The 22923-nt window shown below is 62.5% G+C and carries 20 protein-coding genes; 11 read left to right on the top strand and 9 right to left on the bottom strand.

The window, feature by feature from the left end; all coding sequences use genetic code 11:
- Window positions 1-7 precede the first annotated feature (7 nt).
- The 3 genes from YWU_RS16125 to YWU_RS17605 all read left to right on the top strand — a co-directional run bounded on the left by YWU_RS16125 (window position 8) and on the right by YWU_RS17605 (window position 6837).
- Window positions 8-2083 carry a galactan 5-O-arabinofuranosyltransferase gene (locus YWU_RS16125; protein ID WP_240484105.1) on the top strand — a complete coding sequence of 692 codons (2076 nt, stop codon included), beginning with the start codon at window positions 8-10 and terminating at the stop codon, window positions 2081-2083.
- Between the two features lie 125 nt (window positions 2084-2208).
- Entirely contained in the window at window positions 2209-5733 is a 3525-nt protein-coding gene (locus YWU_RS16120; protein WP_240484104.1) for an arabinosyltransferase domain-containing protein, read from the top strand.
- A 63-nt stretch (window positions 5734-5796) separates the two neighbouring features.
- Window positions 5797-6837: a TIGR00730 family Rossman fold protein gene (locus YWU_RS17605; RefSeq protein WP_051260222.1), complete on the top strand. Its 1041-nt coding sequence runs from the start codon at window positions 5797-5799 to the stop codon at window positions 6835-6837.
- A gap of 148 nt (window positions 6838-6985) precedes the next feature.
- Here the strand turns inward: YWU_RS17605 and YWU_RS17600 are convergent, their stop codons facing one another.
- Window positions 6986-8455, bottom strand: coding sequence for a glycoside hydrolase family 25 protein (locus YWU_RS17600; protein ID WP_051260221.1), 1470 nt, complete (start codon window positions 8453-8455; stop codon window positions 6986-6988).
- Window positions 8456-8569: 114 nt separating this feature from the next.
- Between YWU_RS17600 and YWU_RS0109240 the strand changes: the two genes are divergently transcribed.
- Window positions 8570-10543 (top strand): M13 family metallopeptidase, encoded by a 1974-nt coding sequence (locus YWU_RS0109240; RefSeq protein WP_027020255.1) that lies wholly within the window; start codon window positions 8570-8572, stop codon window positions 10541-10543.
- 21 nt (window positions 10544-10564) lie between these two features.
- Here the strand turns inward: YWU_RS0109240 and YWU_RS18840 are convergent, their stop codons facing one another.
- Genes YWU_RS18840 through YWU_RS0109225 form a run of 3 tightly spaced genes read right to left on the bottom strand, consistent with a single transcriptional unit; the run spans window position 10565 to window position 14195 of the window.
- Window positions 10565-12040 carry a biliverdin-producing heme oxygenase gene (locus YWU_RS18840; RefSeq protein WP_338025282.1) on the bottom strand — a complete coding sequence of 492 codons (1476 nt, stop codon included), beginning with the start codon at window positions 12038-12040 and terminating at the stop codon, window positions 10565-10567.
- On the bottom strand, window positions 12037-13161 hold the full coding sequence (locus YWU_RS16100) for an iron chelate uptake ABC transporter family permease subunit (protein WP_051260220.1): 1125 nt from the start codon (window positions 13159-13161) through the stop codon (window positions 12037-12039). Before YWU_RS16100 ends, YWU_RS18840 begins: the two co-directional genes overlap by 4 nt.
- Window positions 13161-14195 carry a heme/hemin ABC transporter substrate-binding protein gene (locus tag YWU_RS0109225; protein WP_027020253.1) on the bottom strand — a complete coding sequence of 345 codons (1035 nt, stop codon included), beginning with the start codon at window positions 14193-14195 and terminating at the stop codon, window positions 13161-13163. The genes YWU_RS16100 and YWU_RS0109225 overlap by 1 nt, the downstream gene beginning before the upstream one ends.
- Before the next feature lie 94 nt (window positions 14196-14289).
- Here YWU_RS0109225 and YWU_RS0109220 point away from each other — a divergent pair, with 94 nt between their 5' ends.
- Window positions 14290-14832, top strand: coding sequence for a neocarzinostatin apoprotein domain-containing protein (locus YWU_RS0109220; RefSeq protein ID WP_027020252.1), 543 nt, complete (start codon window positions 14290-14292; stop codon window positions 14830-14832).
- 71 nt (window positions 14833-14903) lie between these two features.
- Here YWU_RS0109220 and YWU_RS0109215 read toward each other — a convergent pair whose 3' ends face one another.
- Together YWU_RS0109215 and YWU_RS0109210 are read right to left on the bottom strand one after the other, a co-directional pair.
- The gene (locus YWU_RS0109215; RefSeq protein ID WP_027020251.1) at window positions 14904-16097 is read right to left on the bottom strand and encodes an MFS transporter; all 1194 of its coding nucleotides are present in this window, start codon (window positions 16095-16097) and stop codon (window positions 14904-14906) included.
- Entirely contained in the window at window positions 16094-17128 is a 1035-nt protein-coding gene (locus YWU_RS0109210; protein WP_027020250.1) for a nitronate monooxygenase, read from the bottom strand. The genes YWU_RS0109215 and YWU_RS0109210 overlap by 4 nt, the downstream gene beginning before the upstream one ends.
- 56 nt (window positions 17129-17184) lie before the next feature.
- Here YWU_RS0109210 and YWU_RS0109205 point away from each other — a divergent pair, with 56 nt between their 5' ends.
- Both YWU_RS0109205 and YWU_RS17595 read left to right on the top strand, forming a co-directional pair.
- Window positions 17185-18303: an isocitrate/isopropylmalate family dehydrogenase gene (locus YWU_RS0109205; RefSeq protein ID WP_027020249.1), complete on the top strand. Its 1119-nt coding sequence runs from the start codon at window positions 17185-17187 to the stop codon at window positions 18301-18303.
- A 130-nt stretch (window positions 18304-18433) separates the two neighbouring features.
- Window positions 18434-19312, top strand: coding sequence for a hypothetical protein (locus YWU_RS17595; protein ID WP_051260219.1), 879 nt, complete (start codon window positions 18434-18436; stop codon window positions 19310-19312).
- Here YWU_RS17595 and YWU_RS16090 read toward each other — a convergent pair.
- A complete protein-coding gene (locus YWU_RS16090; RefSeq protein ID WP_240484102.1) occupies window positions 19309-20343 on the bottom strand; it encodes a CapA family protein in 1035 nt (344 codons plus the stop codon). The two genes, YWU_RS17595 and YWU_RS16090, sit on opposite strands and share 4 nt — an antisense overlap.
- Before the next feature lie 63 nt (window positions 20344-20406).
- The gene (locus YWU_RS0109190; RefSeq protein ID WP_027020248.1) at window positions 20407-21225 is read right to left on the bottom strand and encodes a VOC family protein; all 819 of its coding nucleotides are present in this window, start codon (window positions 21223-21225) and stop codon (window positions 20407-20409) included.
- Between the two features lie 134 nt (window positions 21226-21359).
- On the opposite strand from YWU_RS0109190, the gene YWU_RS0109185 reads away from it, so the two are divergent.
- The 3 genes from YWU_RS0109185 to YWU_RS18930 all read left to right on the top strand — a co-directional run bounded on the left by YWU_RS0109185 (window position 21360) and on the right by YWU_RS18930 (window position 22239).
- Window positions 21360-21683, top strand: a complete 324-nt coding sequence (locus YWU_RS0109185) for a hypothetical protein (RefSeq protein ID WP_027020247.1) — start codon at window positions 21360-21362, stop codon at window positions 21681-21683.
- A gap of 6 nt (window positions 21684-21689) precedes the next feature.
- Window positions 21690-21965, top strand: a complete 276-nt coding sequence (locus YWU_RS0109180; RefSeq protein WP_027020246.1) for a ribbon-helix-helix protein, CopG family — start codon at window positions 21690-21692, stop codon at window positions 21963-21965.
- Between the two features lie 73 nt (window positions 21966-22038).
- Complete coding sequence (locus YWU_RS18930) at window positions 22039-22239, top strand: hypothetical protein (RefSeq protein WP_156892790.1); 201 nt, start codon at window positions 22039-22041, stop codon at window positions 22237-22239.
- Between the two features lie 366 nt (window positions 22240-22605).
- Here the strand turns inward: YWU_RS18930 and YWU_RS18445 are convergent, their stop codons facing one another.
- Window positions 22606-22767 carry a hypothetical protein gene (locus YWU_RS18445; RefSeq protein WP_205618319.1) on the bottom strand — a complete coding sequence of 54 codons (162 nt, stop codon included), beginning with the start codon at window positions 22765-22767 and terminating at the stop codon, window positions 22606-22608.
- Between YWU_RS18445 and YWU_RS18925 the strand changes: the two genes are divergently transcribed.
- Window positions 22748-22923 (top strand): helix-turn-helix domain-containing protein (locus tag YWU_RS18925; RefSeq protein WP_205618314.1); only part of this gene is annotated, 176 nt, incomplete at its 3' end. The two genes, YWU_RS18445 and YWU_RS18925, sit on opposite strands and share 20 nt — an antisense overlap.

The following is a 22923-nucleotide window of genomic DNA, read 5'->3' as shown; positions in this document are numbered from 1 at the left end:
TACTTTCATGAGCAACACCCCTTCTGACGACTCAGGCACGGCCCCCGAAACGCCGGCAGACACTACCGGCGCCGCCGCGGCCACGTCCGACGTCGATACCGCAGACCCGCGGGAGCATGCAGGGGACACACCCGTCGACACTGGAGCCGCGGCCACGGCCATGCGAAAGCTCGGATTCGACGACCCGGTGGGCGAGGTCTTCGCCGACGATCAGATGCGGCTGCGAAACGCCGTCATTGGTGTCGCCGCGGCTGCCTTCGGTAGCGCTGCCCTGATGATGGTGGTCTGGTTCGTGCTGTCGCGGATGTCGCTGCCGGCATTTGGCGGCTCGATGATGACGAGGGCATTGTCGACGGCGGGGACCGTCGGGATGCTGGTCGTTGTCACCGTTCTGATGGGTTGGTGGGCGTACCGAGGCAGCTCCAGCCCCCGCCCCTTGCGAATGATCTCCTACGCCGCGGCGTATCTGTCCCCGGCGGCTCTGGTCGCAACGACCCTTGCTCTGCCGCTTGGCTCCACTCGGCTGTACCTGGACGGCATCAGTGTCGACCAGGAGTTCCGTACCGAGTACCTGTCGCGGCTGACCGCTGAGCCGGGACTGCACGACATGGCGTACATGGACGTGGCGTCCTACTATCCCGCTGGCTGGTTCTGGCTCGGTGGTCGGTTCTCCAACTTCCTGGGTATGCCTGGCTGGGAAGCGTTCCAGCCGTGGTCGCTGGTCACCCTCGCCGTAGCCGGTTCGATCCTCGTTCCAGTGTGGCAGCGCCTCTGCGGATCTCTTCCCGTAGCCACCGCGATCGCCCTGGTCACCACCGCAATTGCACTGAGCACCACCGCTGACGAGCCGTACGCGGCCGTCGTGGCGATGGGACTTCCGGCCATGACTGTTATGGCCCGCCGAGCACTCAGTGGCGCGCGCTCCGCGATGATCGGCACGACGGTGTTCTTGGGTGTCTCCGCGACGTTCTACACGCTGCACACCGGTGTCGGCGCGCTGATCGTCATCGTGCTGGCGCTGCTGATGGCAGTGCTGATCAAGTCCCTCGTGCCGGTGATCCGACTTGTGATTATCGGAGTCGGCTCGATGGTGATTGCCGCGATCGTTTGGGCTCCGTACATCCTGGCTCGACTGACCGGTGAGCCTGCTTCCGGTGCCACCGCGACGCATTACCTGCCCGCCAATGGTGCGAGCGTGCCGCTGCCGATGCTCTCCGGATCGATCATTGGTGTCCTGTGCCTGATCGGTGTCATCTGGCTCGTGGTCCGCGCCGTGGACCCGGATACTCGTGCGCTCGGCATGGGGGTGCTAGTGATGTACGGCTGGACGATCGCCTCAATGATCGCGACCCTCGGCGGCCAGACCCTCCTGGGCTTCCGCCTCGCCGCTCCGATCACGATGGCACTGGCCACCGCTGGTGTGTTCGGCATCGCCGATATGCGCCTGAACGGGGTACCTCGACTGTGGCCGCACATGGTCCGAGGCGATATCGCCGTGAAGATCAGCGCAGCACTTGGTGTCCTGGTCCTCATTGCCGGAATCGCCTACGCGCAGGCGATTCCGAACCGACTGCACCACCCGATCGACCTCGCGCACACCGACACGGATGGATACGGAGAGCGCGCAGACCACTTCTCCCCTGATGCCGGTTCGTATTACGGCGAGATTGACGAACTTCTCACCGACGCTGGGCTGGTCCACAGCGAAAACGTGGTCCTCACCGATGAGCGAAACTTCCAGGCATTCTTCCCCTGGTACTCATTCCAGGCCCTGACGAGCCATTACGCGAACCCGCTGGGTGAGTTCGATAAGCGGAACCAAGCCATCGAAGAGTGGACCGCAATCACTGACCCGGAGGAGCTGATCCAGGCGATCGACGACACTCCGTGGGCTGGACCGGACGCGATGGTTCTGCGCGGTGACCTGGATAAGCCGACCCTCACGATCGACCTGGCCGATGACATCTACCCGAACAACCCGAACGTGCTGTTCCGGGGCGTCGCCTTTGACATGGATGTGTTCTCAGACGAGTACTGGGACACCGAACAGGTCGGCCCATTCGTTGTGCTGATCCGCAAGTGAGCCGGGGTCTACGGACAAGGATCGCGGCCAAGTAGCTTCCGGGTGAATCGACTTATTTGTATATGCGGGTGAAGTACTTCATTTGTCTAGGGCTTTAACCTGCCTGTCACGTAAGATCACGATTCGTGATTGCTGAAAACCCAGATCCGAATGGCCGCCGCGGCTCAGGCGACTCTGAAGATGACGTAGCAGGAGCCGGTGCCCCCACGCGTGACACCTCACTTCCGCCGACGGAAATCGAGAGCTCGGTCGTCGCGTCAGAGACGGTTCAGGTTGATTCCGTCGAGCGCCCCGCCATGGATGGACCGACTCCTTCGCCGCTGGTGAACTGGACCGCGATCATCGCGGGCATCGTCGGATTCGTCATGTTCGTCGCGCTGCCGTTCCTGCCCGTCAAACAGGAACAGACGTCCCTGACGTGGCCGCAGAACGACACCCTGAACTCGGTGTATGCGCCTCTCATCTCGCAGGCACCGTCTAATCTCGATGCCTCCATCCCGTTGTCGTTGGTGGACGAGCTCGACGAGAGTGATGTTCTCTTCGGCACCCTTCCTCCACGCACTGACAACGCGACGAATGACGGGATGCAAGTTCGCATCACCGAGGATTCCTTCGACGTCATCGTCCGGAACCGGGTGCTGCTATCCCTCAATGAGGAGCAGCTGAGTGAGAACATCGGCAGCAATCTGCGGATCTACTCCGATGCTGAGAACACCTGGGCGGAGGTGGAAGGCGCCACCAACGACGAGGGCGAGCCACTTCGTGGCGGGCTGACCGGTGACAGCCGTCCACAGGTCGTCGGTATCTACACGGATCTTCCAGCAGACGAGAGTTCTGCCGCCGCAGTCTCAGACGGGCTGAACGTCCACGTCGAGATCGACTCTCGATTCACCGCGAGCCCGACCTTTATCAAGGCCGCGTTCATGGTCGTCGGGCTGATCCTGATGATCGCCTCGCTGTGGGCCCTGCGCCGGATCGACCTGGTCAATGGCGGAAGTCTGCCAAGGTGGCTGCCGCGCAACGCCTGGCGTCCACGACTGCTCGATTACATCGTCGTCAGCACCCTGCTGATCTGGCATGTCATCGGCGCGAACACCTCCGATGACGGCTACATCTTCACCATGGCCCGCGTGTCCGAAGGCTCCGGGTACATGGCGAACTACTATCGCTGGCTCGGAGTGTCAGAATCGCCATTTGGTTGGCCGTTCTACGACCTCCTGGCGCTGATGGTTCAGGTGTCTACTGCCTCGATGTGGATGCGCCTGCCGGCACTGATTGCCGGCATTGTCGTGTGGTTCACGTTGTCCAGACTGATCATTCCGCGTCTGGGCAAGGGGATCTCGTCCCGACGAGTCGCGTACTGGTCTGCCGCCGGCGTTTTCCTCTCTTTCTGGCTGCCGTACAACAACGGTCTTCGTCCGGAGCCGGTCATTGCCTGCATGGCGCTGCTTGCTTGGGTGTTCATCGAGCGTTCGATTTACACCCGACGACTGTTCCCTGCCGCGATCGGTGTCATCATCGCGACCCTGGCGTTGGGCTCCGGCCCGACCGGCCTCATGGCGCTCGCAGCCATCCTCGGTGGACTGCCGGCGCTGATCCGTATCGTCGTCGAGCGGCACAAGGCTCTCGGTGGCGGATGGAAGGCACCGGTCATGCAGATTGCGCCGTTCCTCGCCGCAGGCACCGCGATCCTCATCGGCGTGTTCTCGCAGCAGACACTGGCGACGGTCCTTGAGGCCACCCGTGTCCGAGGTGCCATTGGCCCGAACCAGGCCTGGTACGAGGAGCCGATCCGCTGGTACTGGCTGATCCTGCAGTCTGTCGATGGATCCATGACTCGACGCTTCGGCGTGATGATGGCAGTCCTCTGCCTGGTCATTACGATCGTTGCGCTGCTGCGTCACCGCACCGTGCCGGGTGCCCTGGCTGCGCCGACGACGCGCCTGGTGTTCATGTTCGTCGGCACCATGTTCTTCATGACATTCACGCCGACGAAGTGGACCCACCACTTCGGCGTGTACGCCGGTATTGCCGCAGCCCTCGCTGCGTTGGCCGCCGTCGCGATCAGCCACTGGTGCGTTAACTCCCGTCGTAACCGGGTGTTGTTCTCTGGTGTGATGTTGCTGATCCTCGCGTACACCTTCACCGGCATTAATGGCTGGTGGTACGTCGGCGCCTACGGTGTCCCCTGGTACGACAAGACCGTGCAGCTAAGCGGGCACGAAGCCAACTCTGTGATCTTGCTGCTGGCGATGCTGGTGCTGGCCGCCGGTGTCATCTTCGGCTTTGTCGACGAGTACAAGGGACAACCGGAACCGTCGACCGTCGCAAAGCGAATGCGCCTGGGCACTTTGTCCGCGTCTCCGATCGCGGTAGTGACCTTCCTGATGGTGGCCTTCTCTGTCCTGTCGATGCTCAAGGGCATCCAGGGCCAGTGGCCGGCCTACACCATCGCGCAGGGCAACATGCGTGCGCTGACCGGCAATAGCTGCAACCTTGCTGACGACATCTTGGTGGAGCAAGACTCCAACCGTGACTTCCTCTCCCCGGTCAACGGATCCCTTGGGGATTCCCTAAACCCGGGCGACAACGGCATTGGATTCTCCCCCAACGGTCTACCGAGCGACATGACTGCTGACGCAGAATGGGTCGACGACGGCACCAGTAACTCTGATACCAGCGAGCTAGATGGCAACTGGGCCACCGGTGACGCCGCCGGTACCGACGGTGGATTCAGTGGCATCGGCGGAATCAACGGTTCGCGCGCGAACCTTCCGTTCGGACTGTCCCGAGATGTCGTTCCGGTCCTCGGTACCTTCTCTGAGGACGTGCAGGTCCCGGCGTCCCTGGAGACCGAATGGTACGAGCTGCCGGAGCGTTCCGACGAGCAGCCGCTCCTGGTTGTCACCGCCGGTGGCCGCATCGCGCACCACGACTACAACGGTGTGCAGCAGTCCGGGCAGGACCTCCTGTTCGAGTTCGGCCGTGAGGTCAACGGCGAGTGGGAGACCCTCGGCACTGCCGAGCCGATGGACATCGGCCCGCAGCCGGCTTGGCGTAACTTGCGCCTGCCGATGGACCAGGTTCCGGAGGAAGCAACTGCAGTTCGCCTGCAGGTCGAGGACACGAACCTCACCCGTGGTGAGTGGATCGCAGTGACGCCGCCACGTGCGCCAATTATGGAGCCGCTCAACGACGTTGTCACACCGGAAATCCCGACTATGGTCGACTGGGCTGCAGCATTCCAGTTCCCGTGCCAGCGTCCGTTCGATCACTGGGGCGGCGTCGCGGAGAACCCCGAGTACCGAATTATGCCGGACCGCCCACTGAAGCTAATTCAGGACAACTGGCAGTCTGGCGGCGGCGGTGGACTCTTAGGCCTGACCAACGCAGTCAACCGCCAGCAGACCCTGTCGACGTACCAGCTGAACGACTGGGGCCGTGACTGGGGCTCGGTGGAGCAGCTGTCACTTCGCCCGAACCGTGATGGTGCGCTGCCGGACAAGGCCGCCATCGACGTCGAACAGATGACCCGCTCCGGCCTATGGTCGCCCGGCAAAATGCTCGTCGACAATGACGGCGCGATGAGCAACACCGTCAAGAGCGACAGCGGTGATGAGCTCGAAGAAGGCACCGAAGGGGAGAACTAACCCCTGATCAATTGCTTATAACGCCGCCCCTGGGATTCCCTGGGGCGGCGTTATGCTTTTCGCATGAGTGAGTCTAGGTCCGAAAACGTTCCAGCAGAGACGATCATCGTGGCGGCCTGCGTCATCACACGTGACGACGGACGGGTCCTGACAGTCCGCAAACGAGGCACCGACGCATTCATGCTGCCCGGCGGAAAGCCGGACACGGACGAAACACCCGTCGAGACTGTCACCCGCGAGTTATCCGAGGAGCTGGGGCTCTACTTGGACCCGGCACTGCTCGAGGAATACGGGACCGTCACCGACGCTGCCGCTAATGAACCAGGAGCTCAGGTCACCGGCCACCATTTCCGCTGGCGCGGGCAGACCCCAGACCCGTCTCCAGCCGCAGAGATCGAGGAACTGCGTTGGGTCGACCCGATGGTTCCGGCCGGCACTCTTGCCCCCATGCTGGTCAACCACACGCTGCCGATGCTCCGGGCGGAAGCGGCTCGGAGCCAGACATCTCCGTCAACATTCGACCCGGCACCAGTGCGGACCATTGGGTCGGCGACAGTCTTCGCAGGTTCAGGCGACGGAGCAGATCCGCTCTGGCGCCGCACCGCTAACCAGCTCGGGGAGATTCTCGGCCGGGAACGGATCGAGGTGGTTTACGGTGGCGCCGCAGTTGGGCTCATGGGCGCCGTGGCGGACTCTGCGCTGTCCACCGGCGGTCGAGTCACCGGTGTGATGCCTGGCCTGCTCATAGACCGGGAGATTGGGCATCGGGGGCTGACACATTTCGAGCGGGTCGGGACAATGGCCGAGCGCAAGCAAAGGATGTATGAGCTTGGCGACGCTTTCGTCGCTCTCCCAGGAGGCGCAGGCACCCTAGAGGAGCTCTTCGAGGTGTGGACCCAGCAACACATTGGTCTCCACGAGAAGCCGGTTGCGCTGGTCGGTCCAGACGGGTTCTGGCAGCCATTGATCGACTTGTTGCAGTCCTTGGTCGAAGCGGAGTTCATCCGCGCGCGTTCAGTGGAATCCCTCATCGTCGTCGAGGACGTTGCGGATCTTCTCCCGGCACTGGCGCAGTGGGCGTCCCCCGGATCGAAGTGGTCCTGAGTCCCCGGTCTGCAAGCTCAAAAATGCCCCGCAGCCTTCCCCAGCTGCGGGACATTCTCGGTGAGGAGACCCGGCTGACTTCCCTCAACCGGGCTTCCTCAAGTGGTGACAGGCTGGAGTGCCCCGCCACCAAGTATGTGTGGCTGCGTTAACGCAGCGAACTGTTCAGCACGTCGATCAGGTCCGAGATGGTGAACTCGAAGTCGCCGGTCTCAGTGATGTCCAGCATGCCGCGCAGCATGCTCAAGAGGTTGTCGAAGCGAAGCTCCGACAGGTACTCGATGACCTGCTCCTCGGTGAGGTCAGTGGCCTCGGCGATCTCAGCGATCTCCTCATCAGTGAGGTCGTCGACGTTGATCTCCGTGGCTTCTTCCTCGGTGCCTTCGGTCTCAGTGCCCTCGGTCTCGGTTGCCTCGGTGCTCTCGGTCGGCTCGGTGGCCTCGGACTCGGTCGGCTCCGTCGTCTCAGTCTCGGTCGGCTCCGCCGGGAGGACCGTCGCGGACGGTTCGTCGGTAGAGGTCGAGGTCTCAGACTCGGTGGCCGTATCGGATTCCGTGGTCTCCGTCTCGGTGGTGGTCTCGGCGGGTTTCGTTTCCGTCGACGTCTCCCGGATATCCACGGTTCCGCCGGACGAACCGGCACCCTCGGATGCGGAGTTCACCAGTGAGAACAGGACATCGAAGATCGAAAGAATCTGGCCTTGCTCGACACCGTCCTGCGCCATCGTGTCTAGCATGTCGATCAGGTTGCTGATCATGTCTGCGGAGATGGGCTCGTTGTAGGACTTGTCCGAGGTCGACCCGGAGGCCATGATCTCGGAGAAGGTGTCCGTCAGTTCATCAGCTGTCTTTTCCTCCTCGGCGAATGCCTTGAGGTCCGCCTCGGTGCCGTTGAACAGGTTGAGGTCAACCGGAGTGATCAGGCCGTCGATCTTGCCGGTCTCCGAACGCTGCCAGATGGTCATCTGGTCCCAGCCACCCGGGATGTCGTCTGTCGGCGGCTCATCCTGGTAGGCGGCGAGCCACAGCGGGTACTCCGAGAAGTCAGTGGTGTTGTCCATCTCCACGCGCCAGAAGGAGCGGTAGGTGTACATCATCGGCTGGCGGCCGGTCTGCTCCTCGACGCGCTCCATGAACTCATGAGCCCACTCATTGATCTCTTCCGGGCTCTGGCCGTTGGCCAGTTCCAGGTCGAGGACTGGGGGCAAAGTGGTGGCGCCTTCGGGCTGCAGCTTGAGGGCTTCAACGAAGTCGTCGGCCTGCTCGGTGGCATCCAGGTCCGGGTGGGCCTTGTGGTACGCGCCGATGATGAGGCCGTTGGCGTGGGCCTCGGCGGAGTCGTTTTCGAAGTTCGCGTTCGGGCCGTCGACGGGGTCGGTGGCCTTAATGATGGCGAAGGACTCGCCGTTGCCTGCAACGCGCTCCCAGTCGATGGATTCGGGTTCCGGGTGCTGCCAACGAGAGACGTCGATACCCCGTGCGGACTCGTCAGTGAAAGCCTTGGCGGTCGGAACCGGGGCGACGAACGACATCAGCAACGCGAGCGCAGCCGCGACGGCGACGATTGCCGCTGCGGATCGGCCGCGCGGAACTGCGGTGATTGTCTGATTTCTGACCATGACTCCACATCTAACCACAACTTTCACATTAGTCACAGCAGAATCATCAAGAACATTGATCACTTCCGTTATGCGGGGCCGACGACAACCTCCCTAGACTCCTAAACTGGCCGCATGAGCAACGCGACCAAGCTCCAGACCACACTCCCCGCAGCAACCGAGGATCTCTTCCGCCATGAGAACGGCGAATGGATCGACCAGCACTCCATCCCCGCAGATCGCTCCATCGACGGCGCGTTCCATGCATTGCGCGATCGTGCCGAGTCAGATGTGCGAGTGATCATCGAAAACGCTGAGCCGGAGTCCGCGATCGGCAAGCTCTACGGCGGATTCATGGACGAAGACGCGATCGAAGCCGCCGGCGTGGACGCGCTGGCCGCTGACCTGGCGGAACTTGAAGTCGACGACAAGAACGAGCTCGCACTGGCTCTCGGCCGCCTGGATCGGGCAGGGGTTGGCGGACATGCCGGCTTCTACGTCGCCAAGGATGCGACGTCCGATCTCGCTCGCCTCTACTTGGTGCAGAGCGGTCTCGGGCTTCCCGACGAGGCCTACTACCGCGAAGACGTCCACGCCGAGGTGCTCGCGGAGTACCGCGCGCACCTAGCCCGCCTCCTCGAGGTGCTTGACGACGCCACGGTCCACGCCAACGACTTCGAAGGTTCCACCATCGCCGACTCCTTCGATATCGGAGAGGCTGAGGAAGCGGCCAGGCGGGTTGTGAACGTCGAGAAGCGGCTGGCCGCAGGCCATTGGGACGTCGTCGCGTCACGCGACGCGATGAAGACGCACAACCCCACCACGATCAGCGAGCTTCCGAACGGTTTCCCCTGGTCCGAGTGGTTCGCCGAGATGGGTGTCACTGCGTCCGTCGTTGACCCGATCATCGTGCGCCAGCCGAGTTACCTAGATGACTTCGTGAAGCTCTGGGAAGAGACCGACCTGGAAGACCTGCGACTGTGGGCCTTGGTGCGAGTGCTCAAGGAGCGTGCTCCGTACCTTCCCGCAGCCTTCGTGGAGGAGAACTTCGACTTCAACGGTCGTATTCTCACCGGTACCGAGGAGATGCGCGCTCGGTGGAAGCGCGGCGTCGGATTTGTCGAAGGGGCCGTCGGCCAGGAGGTGGGCAAGCAGTTCGTCGCCGAGCATTTCCCGCCGGAATACAAGGAGCGCATGCTCGAACTGGTCGACTACTTGATCGCCGCGTACCGCCAGCGCATCGTCCAGCTGCCGTGGATGACCGCGCAGACTCAGGAGCGCGCACTGGAGAAGCTCGGCCAGTTCAAGGCCAAGATCGGATACCCGGACACCTGGCGTTCCTATGACGACCTCGAGGTCACCGGCACTCTCATGGACGATGTGCGCGCAAGCAGCCGCTTCGACCATGACTACGAGGTAGCGAAGCTCGGCAAACCTGCCAACCGGGACGAATGGTTTGCCACCCCGCAGACGGTCAATGCCTTCTACAACCCCACTGTCAACGACATCACCTTCCCCGCCGCGATCCTGCGTCCGCCGTTCTTCGCAGCCGAGGCCACTGATGCAGAAAACTTCGGCGCCATCGGCGCAGTCATCGGTCACGAGATCGGCCACGGTTTCGATGACCAGGGATCGCAGTATGACGGCTCCGGCAACATTAGCCAGTGGTGGACCGACGAGGACCGCGCAGCCTTCGAGGAACTGACCGGCAAGTTGGTTGACCAGTTCGACGGCCTAGTTCCCTCAGTACTCAAGGAGGCTGGCAAGACCGATCAGGGCGTCAACGGACAGTTCACCCTCGGTGAGAACATCGGCGATCTTGGCGGTCTCGGAATCGCGGTCGTCGCGTACCGCACCTGGCTCAATGACAAGGGACTGGACGATTCACCGGAGGCATTCCGCGGCATCTTCGAGTCCTGGGCGCTGGTGTGGCGCACGAAGATTCGCCCGGAGATGGCCGCTCAGTACCTGGCCATCGATCCGCACTCCCCCGCCGAGTTCCGGTGCAACGTGATCGTCTCGAACATCGACGAGTTCCACCAGGCCTTCGGTACCTCCGAGGGCGACGGCATGTGGCGCTCGGAGGATGACCGCGTGATCATCTGGTAGTTCCCAACCGGGACCGGCCGCCTACTTCACGTGCTTGGCTGCCAGGTCCCGGAAGACGGCGGTGTTCAGGCGGAATGCGGTGACTGACTCATCGGCCAACGCTGCACGGGAAGACTCGCCGGTCAGCGGGAGTTCGTCGAGCTGCACTCGGTAGGCATCGCGATAGGGCTTGATCTTTCCGATGGCTGCGAAGTCGTAGAAACGGGCTCCGTCGCCATCGATGCCGTAGTGGTCGCTGAGGCGTCGGCCGATGACCTGACCTCCGGAAATGTCACCGAGGTAGCGCACGTAGTGGTGTGCAACGACAGCTGCGGCGTCACGCTTTTCGGCCAGGCCCTCCAGGTGGCGGACGTAGGCGGCGGTGGACGGATCGGCGGTGATCTGCGCGCGCCAGTTCTCACCGAGCAGCGCAGCCAGGTCCAGTTCCAGGGCCGGGACGCGCTCCAGGCGAGGGTCATAAATACCTGCCGCGATCGGATCCTCAGACACCTCACGCACGGCATTTTCCAGCGCGACATAGATGAACCAGAGCTGCGCAGCCAGGTCGGCGGCAGCGGCCGAGTCTAGGTCGCCGTCGAGGAGACGCGACATGAAGCCGGAGTTCTCGGCCTCATCGTGAACCACGGCAGTGGCCTCACGAAGGATGACGGACAGCGGGCGTTCGGTGTCCGTTGCGGACTCCTGGGTAATCGGGGACATCGCGTCCCTCCCTTCCATATTGTTTTTATTGGTGTAGTTCCGAGCCTTTGCCGGAACGATAACGGCATTGCCTGCGGAGTCGCGGAGAATTTCCACGGGAGTTCCATAAATTCTGCTGACCAGGTCAGCGGTGAGCGTCTGCTCCGGGGCTCCCCTGGCCACGATTTCGCCTCTCTCCAAGACGACCACATCATCGGCGTGTGCAGCAGCAGCGGACAGGTCGTGGAGCACCACAATCACCGTCGCACCAGCGGCAGCGCGTTCAGCAGCAATCCGCAGAACGGCCTCGGCGTGGCGGAGGTCGAGGGCTGCGGTGGGCTCGTCGAGAAGCAGTACTGGAGTGTCCTGCAGCAGCACGCGCGCGAGGTGCACGCGAGACAGTTCTCCGCCAGAGAGCACCGTCACCGGCCTATCCAGCAGGTGTGCGATGTCGCAGGAACGGATGATCCGCGCACGCAGCTCGGGGTCCGCCTGCGCATGTGGGGCGCGCCCAAAGTCGACTACTTCACCGGCGGTGAAGGGCACGCTCGCGGTCTGCGCCTGCATCAGCACGGCCCGAAGTTCAGCGAGGCGACGAGCACCGAGCTTCCCGACGTTCTCCTCCCCCATCACCGCCTCCCCACCTCCTGCAGGGATATCACCGGCAATAACCTTGAGCAGTGTCGATTTACCGGCACCGTTTGGTCCGACCAAAGCGGTGACTCGGCCGGGGGATGCGGACAAGGAAACGCTAGAAAGCAAGGACCTATTACCGATGCGGACCGTCAGATTCCGGACATGGACGGGGACGTTGCTCATCGCCGCACCGCCCGTCCGCCGCGCAGCAGCAACCAGAAGAAGACAGGTCCACCAATGAGTGCGGTGAGCATGCCCAGCGGAAGGTCCGCGCCCGCGACGAGAGTTCGGGCGGCAAGATCTGCGGCGGCAGCCGCGACTGCCCCACCGAGGATGCTGGCCGGGATCAGAGCGCGGTGGCCTGGCCCGATGATCAGGCGCAGGGCGTGCGGGATGACCAAGCCGATGAAGACAATGATTCCGGAGAACGCCACTCCCACCGCGACGATGAGAGCAGTGATCGCGATGGCGATGCGACGCAGTTTCGGCACATCAACACCGAGGTGACCCGCCTGTGCTTCACCGAGGCTGAGCAGGTCAAACGTACGAGCCATGGACCACAGTGCGGCAGCGCCCGGAATCGTCACGACAGCGACGATGATGACGGCGCTCCAATTCGCACCGGCGAAACTGCCCATCTGCCAGAAGACGATCCGATCTCGTGCCGAGGAATCTGCGACGAAGGTCAAAAGGCTCACCAAACCACCGCAGACTGCATTGACGGCAACACCGACGAGGATCACGCGGGCGACATCACGGCCGCCTCTGGCAGTCACAGCCACAATCGCGGTGGCGACGGCCCCGCCAAGAAACGCACCACCAGCGATCATCCAGTCAGATCCAGACGTTCCCAAAAATGCCGGAAGAGCAGCACCACCAGCGACTGTCATCGCCGAGGCACCCACTGCGGCACCGGAGGAGACACCGATCAGACCGGGCTCAGCCAGCGGGTTTCCGAAAATCGCCTGCAGCGCCACACCAGAAATCGCCAGACCTGCGCCAACCAACAAGGCCAGCACGATCCGTGGCAGGCGCACCTGCCACATCACCGCGTCCAAGCCAGCGCCCTCAGCGGCCGGCGCCGCCAGACCGAATACCCGCAGCAGCGAGTGCAGCGACTCCCCAACCGCACTTCCGTACTGCCCGACAACGACCGAGGCGAACACAATCCCCACCAACAGCACACCGAGTCCGACGTAGGTAGCGGTCACCTTCCGGGTGCGGCGCGAACGGGCTGCGGTTTCGACCGCGAATTCCCCGTGGTCGAGGTGGGGTGGGTGGGTGCTGGGGGCGTCGGGAAGCATCACTGTTCGTTCCCATACAACGCCTCAGCCATAGCTGTAATGACAGTCGCGGTGTCCGGGCCGAAGGAGAGGAGTTGCGAGTCGGGTACGTCGAGGACGCTGAGATTCTGCCCGGCGGGAGTTTGGGACATACCGGGAAGTTCGTTGATTGCCTCGGCGCCGCCGATGGATTCAAGGCCGCCGCTCATGACGATGACCGTGTCCGGCGCCGCCTGGACCAGCGCTTCCGGGGTGAGGTTGGTGAAGCTGCCGCCGATGCCGATGTCCTCAGCAGCGTCGACGCCGCCGAGCATCTCGATGAGTTCTCCACCGCCGCTATCTGGCCCAGCAATCATCGCGACGGAGGTACCGCGCAGGTAGAGGACCAACATGCGGCGGCCGTCTGCCATCGACTGCGCGGACTCGGCGGCGTTGTCGATACGCGAGTCAATCTCCTCAGCAACGGCATCCGCATCTGCGCTGAGCCCAAGTGCTGCGGCGACTTCATGGACCAGTTCATTGACGGTTTCCGGGGTGCGATCCCCATCGACCTCGACGACGGCCACTCCTGCCGCGCGCAGAGTCTGCAGAACCCGAGAGGGCCCGATGCTTCCGTCCGCAATGACCAGGTCCGGGCGAAGTTCCATCACCGTCTCGGCGTTGATGGAGTGCCCGCCTGGGGTCACCTGGGGAAGATCTTCGACAGCAGGGAAATCAGAGGCGGTGTCACGGCCAACGATTTGGTCGCCCATCCCCAGCGCATAGACCATGCGAGACAATGCCCCGGCGCGATCGAGCGTGAGGATGCGGTCGGTGCTCTCGACGGTGACGTCGCCATCGTCAGTCTGGACCGTGGTCGGCAATTGAGGATCCGGGTCGCTCAAGAGGATGTCCGGATTGTGGGACGGAAGATCCCCCGACACATGCCCGGTGGCGTTGATCTCCTGGTCAGAGGCACGCCCAGTCCCGGAGCACGCGGTCATTCCAAAGAGAAGAACCGTGACGAGAGACAGAACCGCGACCGCGCCCGGCCGCCGGGAAACGCTGCTGGACAACCGGGAACCTCCGACTAAAAATATCTACACCTAACAACTCCCAAAGTGTAGCATTAGCCTAACCTTAAACCGCATGGATTAGGAGTCCTAACTTATGGCTACCGCTCGCTTCCGCCGCAGTGTCTTCGCCGTCCCCGCGATCATCGCAGCCACCGCCTTAGTGGCGTGTGGATCTGACAGCAACAACGAGGTCGTCGAGGAGGTCATCGAGACCACCACCGAAACCACTGAAACGTCGACGGAGGACACCGCTGCCGAGGCCCCCGCAGGAGAAGTCGAACTCAGTGCCGCGCCGACTGAGAACCTCTCCGAGGGCGATCTCATCACCGTCGACCTGGCCGGACTGGTTCCTAGCTACGGCTACTACGTGGGCATCTGCAGCACCGAACGACCGGAAGGTTCCCAGGCACCGATCTGCACCGGTGATCGCTCTGGCGAGACCCAGGCATGGCTCGCCGAGAATGGCACCGTCCAGATTCCCGACAACGGCCAGGTCACGCTGGACCTAACCGCAGTTCCTACCGCCGAGGGTGAGGACACCGACTGCCGTACTCAGCAGTGCGTGCTGAAGGTCTTCGGTGATCACACCGAGGGCTTCGAGGATGTCGTCGAGGTTCCGGTTACCTTCGCCGCTTAAGTAGCCGCTGACCGGTGACCCCACTCGGTGACTTTTTCGGCCAATTAGCGCCGTTTTTTCACCGATCCGGGTCACCGCACTAGGTAACCTGACCGGATCTGCATCGATCGGATTCCAGCGCTGACAATGGCGAGCGATGCCAGCACAATCATCAGCGGCACCGGACCGTACGCCTGGGCGGCGACCTCGGTCAGCGCCGGCAGTCCGAACCCCAGGTACGCGGCAACGTAAAACACTCCAATCGCGGCGCCCCTACGAGCCGGCGGTGCTGAGGTCTCAACATCGGTAAGCCCCTGCCTCAGGCAGAGGCCGTAGGCAGATCCCATCAACACGCACACGATGAGGAACAACCAGATGGGCGGGGTGGCGCCGGCTAGACCTGCCAACAGGAAGCCCGCGGCGGCGCACACCGCGCCGACGACACCCGACCAGGGCCCCCAGCCGCGCCGACGGCCCAGAGCCTGGACGGTCAGTGCCGAAGAGAATCCGAAGATGGCAGCGATTCCCGGGACCAGGACAGCTGCGATAGGGACCTGCGGGGCCACCCGCCCTGCCATCACAACGAATGCGGTCGTCATGCAGGCGAACACCCACAGCGCCATCGGGACCGACAGCGCCATGCTCCTCGCGAAGCCAGTGGGCACTGCAACCTGCGCCGTGCTGCCTGGCACCGCAGCCTCGTGAGTTTCCAACGGAACGTCCCCCACGACCAGCGAGTAGCCCACAGCCAGCAACGACAACACCACGCTGAGGGCGAAAGCGACCGTCACCCCGAGTTCCGAGTTACCTCCAAATCCTGCCGCAACAATTCCAGAGGCGATCGGACCAAGCGCGAATCCACCGGTCAAGCAGATCCCGGCCATCGTCGTGCCTGCGACGCCTCGCAAACGTCCTGCCCACGCTGTACCTGCACTGACCGCGAGTCCCACACCCACGCCCACAAGCAGACGACCAATCATTAGCCCGACGCCGTCATTCCACGCCATCAAGCTCACATTGCCAAGCGCTGCCGCCACCGCACCGATGAGAACCACCGGGCGGGACCCGAAACGGTCCGCGAGGACTCCTCCACCGAGAAGGCTGGGAAGCAACCCAATCGCATAGACGCCGAAGGCGATATTCACCAGCAGCGGTGAGAGTCCCATGTCCTGCCGAAAGACAACGATCAGCGACGCGAAGTGGTTCGCCGCCCACCCAGCGGTGAGCAGCAACATCGCAACCGAGAAAAAGACCTTCGATTCGGTCCGGCCCGTGGAGGAAGTCACGGGAGAAGTCCGTCGAGAATCTCAGCGGCTGATGCCCGGCGCGCATCAACGAATCCGGTGCCGGCCCAGAGGTGGAGGTGCTCGGCGTCGTCAGCGACGGCGGCCTCGGAACGCATCCCTGCGGTCAAGTAATGCAGAGCCGGGTACTGCAGGGGCGCGTCATCGTTGTTCTCACGGATGAACTGGTTCTCAATGGCCCTGGCGGGCTTCCCTGTAAAAGCGGTGGTCAAGGTGGTGTCGCGGTCGCGGAGCTCCTCAATTGCCCGGCAGTGGGTTGGCTTCGTCCCAGCCTCTTCGGCGAGGAGAAACAGCGTGCCCACCTGCACCGCCGTCGCACCGGCTCCCAATAATGCGGCCACATCTGTGGAGCAGGAGACACCACCACCTGCAACGATGGGCTTGTCGGTGACCGATGCCGCATAAGTCACCAAGTCCACAGCCTCGTCCTCGGACTCATCGTCGAACCCGCTCACCGTCGCCCGGTGTCCGCCGGCGCTCACGCCTTGGATGCCAATCACATCAGCTCCCGACGCCCCCACCGCATCCACACCCGGACGACTCGTCGCATAAAGAACGACCGACTTACCTGCCGCCTGAATCCTCTGGATGTCCTCCGTCGAGGGGTACCCGAATACAAACGAGACGAAGGATGCGCCCGACTCGAGCGCGACCTCGATCTTCTCGTTGTAGAAGTCATCGGTCCAGACGGGCTCTTCCGGTAGCTTCTCCGGATCGATGTCCACTGAACCGAGCATCCGGTCGCGGTACGCCCGGTACTGCTCCTCATCTACGGCCGATTCGGTGACGTCCGGAACGAAGAGGTTGATGCCGTAGGGATGGCCGTCGATAAGCGAGGACACCTCTTCCACCTTCTGCCTCAGCGCATCCACACTCAGGTAACCGGAGGCGATGAACGGCAGTCCCCCAGCCTTTGCGACCGCGAGGCAGAGATCAGTTGTCGTCGGCCCTCCAGCCATCGGTGCGAGCACGATCGGTGTGGTGATGCCCCACTGTGACAACTGATCTGACATTGCGACCTCCCGGATTTCTCTGCGGACTCGTTTCGCCCGATCCTACGATCAACACCATGTCCCCCTCCGATTCCCCGTCCTCCACCCACCCCGATCGTCACATCGCGCTGCTTCCTGGTGACGGTATCGGCCCGGAGATCACCAACGCTTGCCTCCCGGTGCTGACGGCGGCCTTTCCGCACTGGCGGATCACCGCTCACGGAATCGGCTGGTCACACTGGTGCGCTGATGGGGACCCGGTGCCCGCGGAGACATGGGACGCCGTCACTGCAGCCGATGCGACGCTCATGGTGGCGATTACATCCAAGCCGGCCGCGACTGCAGAAGCAGAACTGGCAGAGGATCTGCGCGGCACCGGGCTGGTGTACCGCTCCCCTATCCTGCAGCTGAGAAAGAGCCTGGACCTATTCGCGAATATCCGCCCAGTCACTCTGCCTGGCGGCCATCGCATCACCGTCGTTCGAGAGAACACCGAGGGCCTCTACTCCCATGACGTGCGCGGATCTGACCTTGGCGGGGTATACGACCATATCGCAGAGGACCCGACTGTCCGGGAGACGTTAAAAGAAGGATCGCTTAACGACGTCGCCGTTTCTCTCCGCGTCTCCACCCTCCACGGCTGGCGCCGACTGCTCCGTTCAGCTGCAGAAATCGCTATCCGGGAGGGCCTGGATTCGGTGACGGTGGCCGACAAACCTAACGTGCTGCAGGCCTCCGGGGACATCGTGGTCCGAGCGATCGAGCAAGTATCTGCGGAACATCCCCAGGTGACATTCGAACTGGCGAACATCGATGTTGTCGCAATGAACCTGGTCACCGGACCGGAGCGGTACGGGATCATCGCTGCTGAGAACGTGTTCGGAGATATTCTTTCGGATATCACCGCGGGGCTCGGTGGTGGGTTGGGGGTTGTAGCGGCTGCGAACGTCGGGAAGCGTGGTGCGCTTTTCGAACCCGTTCACGGTTCGGCACCGGACATCGCCGGCACTGGCACTGCCGACCCGACTGCCTTCTTACGGGCAGCGATCATGTGCGCTGAGCACCTGGGGGCACCCGCTGACCTGGCCGGGGCACAGCTACTTACCGACGCCCTAGACCGGACCAAGCACAGCTTCACCGGGTCTACAGCGTTTTTCGCCGAAACCATCGGAGAATCCCTGCAGCAGAAGGGATGACCACATCTTCACTTTCGGCATTTTTCGTGCGTAGACTGGTCAAGTTCATCCACGTTGGATAGTTCTGCCTACATACCGTGTTATCACCGTCGGCACGAATCAGACCTGATTTCCGGAGTTCGTCACACCAATGCGTCCCCGCCGCGCGCACCTTCGCACCTCCGCAGTCCTCGCCGTAGTCTCCGCGCTCGGTGTGGGCGCTGTTGCCTGCGCACCTGCCTCCGCGGACAACGCAACAAGCGCTTCCACGACGACGGCAAGCGTGGATTACTCCAACCTCCCGCCGGTCACTCTCGATGGCATTAACGAGCGCACCCAGATCAGCATCATCCACCTGGGCACAGGTATCACCGTCGGGACAGAAAACCAGGACGAACCCCGCCCGGGCCTGTCGCAGAACAAGCTCTACATCGCGGACTGGGTGCTGCGAAACGGCACGGAGTCAGAGAAGAAGGACTCCATCAAGATGCTGAAGAATTCCCACGACATCACGGCGCAGACCCTCTTCCGCAAGTACGGGAAGAAGACGATCAGCGAGACCGCCACCCGCTACAACCTAGAGGACACCTACGCCAGCAGCCGCTGGGGATCAGCGCCGACGTCTACTGCGGATCTGGTGAAATTCATCCACACCAAGCTCGAGGAAGACCCGAACGACCCGCTGCTGAAGGCTTTGCGCACCACAACCTCGGTCGCCGCTGACGGCTATCCGCAGGACTTCGGTACCGCCAACATTTCGGGTGTCAAGGGCACCAAGTGGGGCTGGACGGACGACCGCTCCAGCGGCCACTCCTCCACCTCATTCAGCGACGACTTCATCATCTCTGTGCACACCTACGGTTCCCTGTCTGCCCACAACGCGGACGTGGCGCAGGCGATTAAGTCCACCAAGTCTCACTCCGGGTCTATGTCCCTGGATTGCTCACAGGAGACCGACGATGGCACCGGCACGCAGATTCTCGTGGAGTCGGTTCCGCTGCCGGGGCTTCCGGCGCTGTACCGCTGCTAGTTGCTGCCGCCTGGCGTCTCGGTCGCCGGGGTGCATTCGCGGTATCCGTCCGCCAATGACGTCAGGTTCGCTGCCGTCGCATCATCGACCGGGCGAGGGATTCCATCTCCTCCGATGAGCATCGGCTCCCAGTCTGCCTCGGTCACCAGCGGGCCGTCCTGCTCTTCATCCGAGGCGGGGATCTCCAGCTTCACGGCGAGAACACCAGTGTGACCTGCAGTATCGCGGTTCAAGTAGTAGATGAAGTTGCCGGTTCCGTAGTGAACGTAGGCGCCGTCAAGCCATCCGTGTCCGTTGACGCGGTGCTGGTGCCCGCCGACGATCACGTCCGCACCTGCCTCCTCCAACTTCTCGGAGGTCTCAATCGCCTGCTCACCTGGGCAGTGCAGCGCCTCGATGCCCCAGTGCATCATGACCACAACTGCGTCGTACTCAGCGTCCGCTTCCCGAACGGCAGTTAGCAGTCGGTCGCGCGGTGCGGCCGAGGCGATACCCATCTTGTTCTCGCCCGCCGAGTTGTACTCCAGCGTCTCCTCGTAGACCTCCGACGCGGCGATCACGGCGACCTTCGCGCCGTTGGCCTCGAGGATTGCCGGTTCGAAGGCTTCCTCAGCGTCGCGGCCGATGCCGATGATCGGGATCGGTGAGTCATCCTTCGCGTCGAAGGTGTCTTCAGCGCCGGACTCGCCGTAGTCGAAGGCGTGGTTATTGGCCATCGAGACGGCGTCCACGCCCGCGTTCTGCAGAGCGTCGAGTGCGGTTGCTGGTGCTCGGAAGGTGAACGGCTTGCCCGGGTACGCGGTGCCGCCCTCGGTGAGGGAGGTCTCCAGGTTCACCACCGACAGATCGGCGGCGCCGAGGGTGTCCTTCAGCTCGATCAGTGAGTTGTCGTTGCTGGCCAGCAGCGCGAGATGCTGCTCGAACATCACGTCCCCACCGAACGCCATCGTCAGCGACTTCGCCGGCTCGTACGCTTCTTCCTCGTTCTGTTCAGGTTGCCCCGAGCAGCCCGCCAAAAGACCAAGCGTCACGACGCCCCCAGCCACCCCAACCCACCGTCGACCCACCGGACCGTCTCCTAATATTGTGTTTTTCTACATTCCGAACTGGGAGAGGTCGATGCCTTCGAGCGGATCCGACTCGCGGATCTCTTCCTCCGGCGGCAACGGGACCTCACACAGGATGGTTGTTGCACCAGCCGGATCGACGATGGTCGCAACCGGTCCGAACTCCGTGTCCTGCACCGGAACCACGACCTCTCCGCCGAGGTCAACGACCGTATTGACGGCGGTGCCAATGTTCTCGACACCCAGGTACGAGATCCACCCTGCTCCGTTTCCAGGAGCCAGTGCGATTCCCGCGAACGCTGCATCTTCAGCGACGGCGATGGCGTAAGCCTCGGTTTCCGTCTGCAGTCGCACATCAATAGTCCAGCCGAACAGCTCGTGGTAGAACTTCACGGCTTCGTCGAAGTTGTCACCAACGACGAGTTCGAACCACACAGGCGCTCCGGGCTCACCAGCGGCGAACATTGCCTCATGGGTCGGCAGATCCAGCAGGCCAACGAGGGCTCCAGTGGGATCCTGAACAACGGCCATCGTGCCGCCATCAACCAGCGCGATCGGCTCCTGGACGATCTCGGCGCCCAACTTTCGAGCCTTCCCGACGGTCTCCTCCAGATCCTCCACATAGAAGTTCACCCGCCAGCGACTCTGCTCCTCGTCATTCGCCAGGAACGCCGACACCGGCAGTCCCTGCATCATGGCGACGCGTCGCTTCTCCCCTCCGTCTTCACCGCTGCTGCGGTACGACCATCCGAGAAGCGAGCGGTAGAAACGCTCGGACTTCTTCGGTGCGGCAGTCAGGAGATCGACGCGCACGGGCATACCGTCGGACGCGGGAAAAGCAGGCATTGGGGTCCTCCATGGTGACCTTGGCGTGTGGCCCGGGTTTCGTGGCCTGAACAGCATTCCTCAGGGTACTGCACCGGGCCAAGGCCCCGGATATGGGGCTTTACGTGCCCTTTTAAACGTATTACAATTACGTCGTGCGGATCATAATCTACACATCGGCCCGGGCCCACAGCATCAACGACGATGAAATTCGGGAGACAATAGAGTATCCGTACATTCGCTATCGCACCCAGTCACGAATTCAACCCGACGCCGAGACATACGTTTACATCGGCGGCCCGGACGGCGGACCATGGATCGAAGTGGCTGGCGAACAATTTCGCGATGAAATACACGTCTTCCATGCAATGTTGCTCACTCGTCGGGTCGCTGTTGAGGCATACCTCTTCACCGGAGAGACAATTTCACTGCTAGACGACATCGTTGGCCAACGAGATCAACGACCTAGAGAGGAGTAGAGAACGATGACCAAGTCCAACCGAACTCCAGATGATTATGCTGCAATGGCCGCAGAGTTCGAGCGCGGCGACTACGACCCCATCGGACCAGCGAACGTTAATTCTGAGTACAGAAAGGGCCGTCCTCGAAAAGGGGACTCGCGAAACTCGCACCCTATCTCGCTGCGACTAAACGAGCAGGATGTTGAGCGCCTTGAGAGTTACCTGCTGCAATCCCGCCGTGAACGCAGCGAAGTGCTTCGAGAGGCCATCAGTCAGTACCTGACTGAGCACGGAGCGTAGATAACCGGTGGAAACTTGCTTTCCTGCCGGTTGGTGTTGGGGTTGACCACCAGAATCCGGCAAGGACGCGACCCTGGCAACCACGACAGCGGTCGAGGCAGAGACCCTCAAAGAGGTGGCCGGAATCAGCGACTCGGCACTCAGCAAACATCTGCGTCGCCTCGCCGACGTCGGCTACATCTCACAGACCCTGGGCAGATCCCGTGGGCCCGGCCGCCCCGAATCTGGGTCTCTCTCACGAAGCGCGGCCACGCCGCCTACGGCCGGCACTTAACAGCGCTGCAACGCCTTACACAAGCACCCTCACACGCGCGGCCAGACCAGGGTGGAGCTATGCACGCATTGGGCCTGTAAAAGTAGTCGCGCCTTGATCGGCTTGTTTCTGCGGTTATTAGTCTACGTTGGCTAGATGCGGGTAAGCAGGAATGCCGAACATGTGGAATGCCTCGCACGGTTGGAACCCACTGGGAGCAATCTGGCGTGGGCACGAGCAGAACCCGGAGCCGTCCGCGAGGACTTCCTCGCGAGTGCGCCACGGAAAGCACGGTCACTATTTGACATAAGCAAAGACACAGCGCGCTCTACGGTGCTGGCCTGTGGCGGGACAATTTGCCCGCGCGAGCGCCAGTCATCTGGCTAGTTACTGCTCGAAGAGTTGCTCGGCCGCGTCCCTATCGATGTCCCCCTCCAGCGCGAGCAAACGTGCCACGTAGACAGCCTCAGTCATTTCCGTCGGGTCTGCTGCACGTGTAGGTGACATCTGAGTTGGCTTGCCCGGGAGGGTGGGCTGGAAGGATGTCATTGTGCCGAAGCCCTATCCCCGAGAGTTCCGTGACGACGTTGTGCGTGTTGCGAGGAGTCGTGAACCAGGTGTGACGATCGAGCAGATTGCGAAAGATTTCGGCGTTCACCCGATGACCCTGCAGAAATGGTTGCAGCGCGCCGCGGTGGAGGACGG

Source organism: Corynebacterium sputi DSM 45148 (genome assembly GCF_000427865.1).
Lineage (GTDB): Bacteria > Actinomycetota > Actinomycetes > Mycobacteriales > Mycobacteriaceae > Corynebacterium > Corynebacterium sputi.
The sequence above is the reverse complement of the archived record's forward strand: the minus strand, read 5'-3'. Positions and strand labels throughout refer to the sequence as shown.